A 2,051-nucleotide genomic window follows, 5' to 3' on the forward strand; every position below is an offset into this window, starting at 1 on the left:
CCGCCTGCGCGGGCGCCCCGCAGGAGCTGCGCGAGGTCGGCCCCGGGCACGCGGCGGCGACGCGCTGCCCGGTGCCTGCGGCGGCAGCGGTGGGCGCGGGGGTGTCCCGTGGCTGACCGGTCCGTCGACCAGGGCCGGGGCGTCGGCCAGGGCCGGTCCGTCGACGAGGGCCGGGGCGTCCGTCTCGGGCACGAGGAGGTCCGGGACGGCGGCGGTGACGACGTCCTCGTCCGGGTCCGCGGCCTCCAGGTGCACTTCGGCCCGCGGCGCCGACCGGTGCGCGCCGTCGACGGGGTCGACCTCGACGTCCGGCGCGGCGAGACACTCGGCCTGGTCGGGGAGTCCGGCTGCGGCAAGTCGACGCTGGGGAACGCGGTCCTGCGGCTGGTCGAGCCGACGGCCGGCACGGTCGAGCTCGACGGCACGGAGCTCACGGGCCTGGGCCGCCGGGAGCTCCGGGCGGTGCGGCGGCGCGCGGTCATGGTGTTCCAGGACCCCTACGCCAGCCTCGACCCGCGCCGCAGCGTCGGGGACTCCGTCGCCGAGCCGCTCGTCGTCCACCGGCTGCACGGCGGCCCCGCCTCGCGCCGGGCCAGGGTCGAGGAGCTGCTCGACCTCGTCGGCCTGCCCGCGTCGGCGGCCGACCGGTACCCCCACGAGTTCTCCGGCGGTCAGCGGCAGCGTCTCGGCATCGCCCGGGCGCTGGCCGGCGAGCCCGACCTGGTCGTCGCCGACGAGGCCGTCGCCAGCCTCGACGTGTCCATCCAGGCGCAGGTGATGAACCTGCTGCGCGGCCTGCAGCGGGACCTCGGCCTCACCCTGCTGTTCATCAGCCACGACCTGGCCGCCGTGCGGCACGTGAGCGACCGGGTCGCCGTCATGTACCTGGGGCGGGTGGTCGAGGTCGGCCCGGCGCAGCAGGTGGTCAGCGACCCGCAGCACCCCTACACCCGGGCGCTGCTCGCGGCGGTCCCGCGCCCGGACCCGGTCACCGAGCGCGCCCGCACCGCCCCGGTGCTGTCCGGGGACGTCCCCAGCCCGACCGACGTGCCGAGCGGCTGCCGGTTCCGCACCCGCTGCCCGAGCGCGTTCGACGCCTGCCCGACCGTCGACCCGGCGCTGGTCGACGTGGGGCCGGGGCACACGGCGGCCTGCCTGCTGCACACCCCGCACGCCCCGGGCCTTGCCTGACGCCGCCAGGAACCTGGGTGCCAGCACCAGACCCGGCCGGGTCAGCGGCTGAGGCGCGCCAGCAGCTCCGGACCGCGGCGGTCCATGATCCGGCCGCCGACCGTCGTGCCCACGGCCAGCAGGGCCACGCCGTAGCCGGTCGCCACCGCGACGAGCAGCCAGCCGACCACCGGGGTGAACCACGCCCACACCGCCAGGCCCAGCAGGGGCGCCAGCAGCGGCAGCAGGACGAGCAGGCTGAGGCCCTGCTGCACGAGCGCCGCCGTCCCCGCCCCGGGGTTGCCCGCGAACGGGTTGGCACCGGCCGGTGGCACGGGGAACGGCATGGCGACCGAGGACACCGACGCCACGCCGAGGCCCACGAGCAGGCAGCCGACGGCCAGCCCCACCGCCGCGGGGGCCAGCTCCGGGCGCCCGGCGACGACGGCCCCGACGACGGAGACGACGACGGTGGCGGGGGCAGCCCACACCAGCAGCGCGAGCGTGCGGGCGGTGCGGTCCTCGCGGCCCCGCACGCCGGCAGCCAGCGCCGTCCACACCGCGCTCCCGTCGAAGGCCAGCTCGTTGAGCATGGTCACGGCCAGCAGCAGCCCGAGCGTCGGACCGACGGCCAGCGCGAAGCCGGACGGCGCGTCGGCGAGCAGGGGCAGCACCAGGAGCAGGACGACGACGACCGGCAGCGTGACCACCGACAGCTGGTAGCGCGGGTCGCGCACCCAGTAGCGCAGGTGCCGGCCGGTGAGGGCGCCCAGGCGGGTGTCGGGCAGCAGCGAGCGGCGGGCCGAGGCCGCCGCGCGGACGTACAGCAGCCACAGCACCGCCGCCGTGGCGACCGCGACCAGGCCGCGCCCGGCGACGAC

At 78.0% G+C, this 2,051-nt stretch carries 1 protein-coding gene and 1 pseudogene; one reads left to right on the forward strand and one right to left on the reverse strand.

Translation table 11 applies throughout. From position 1 onward, the window contains the following. The first annotated feature begins 108 nt into the window (after positions 1-108). Positions 109-1,191 carry an ABC transporter ATP-binding protein gene (locus WCS02_RS19940; RefSeq protein WP_340296036.1) on the forward strand — a complete coding sequence of 361 codons (1,083 nt, stop codon included), beginning with the start codon at positions 109-111 and terminating at the stop codon, positions 1,189-1,191. A gap of 41 nt (positions 1,192-1,232) precedes the next feature. Here WCS02_RS19940 and WCS02_RS19945 read toward each other — a convergent pair. Next, positions 1,233-2,051: pseudogene (locus WCS02_RS19945) on the reverse strand (hypothetical protein); the annotation flags it as partial.

The organism is Aquipuribacter hungaricus (genome assembly GCF_037860755.1).
Lineage (GTDB): Bacteria > Actinomycetota > Actinomycetes > Actinomycetales > JBBAYJ01 > Aquipuribacter > Aquipuribacter hungaricus.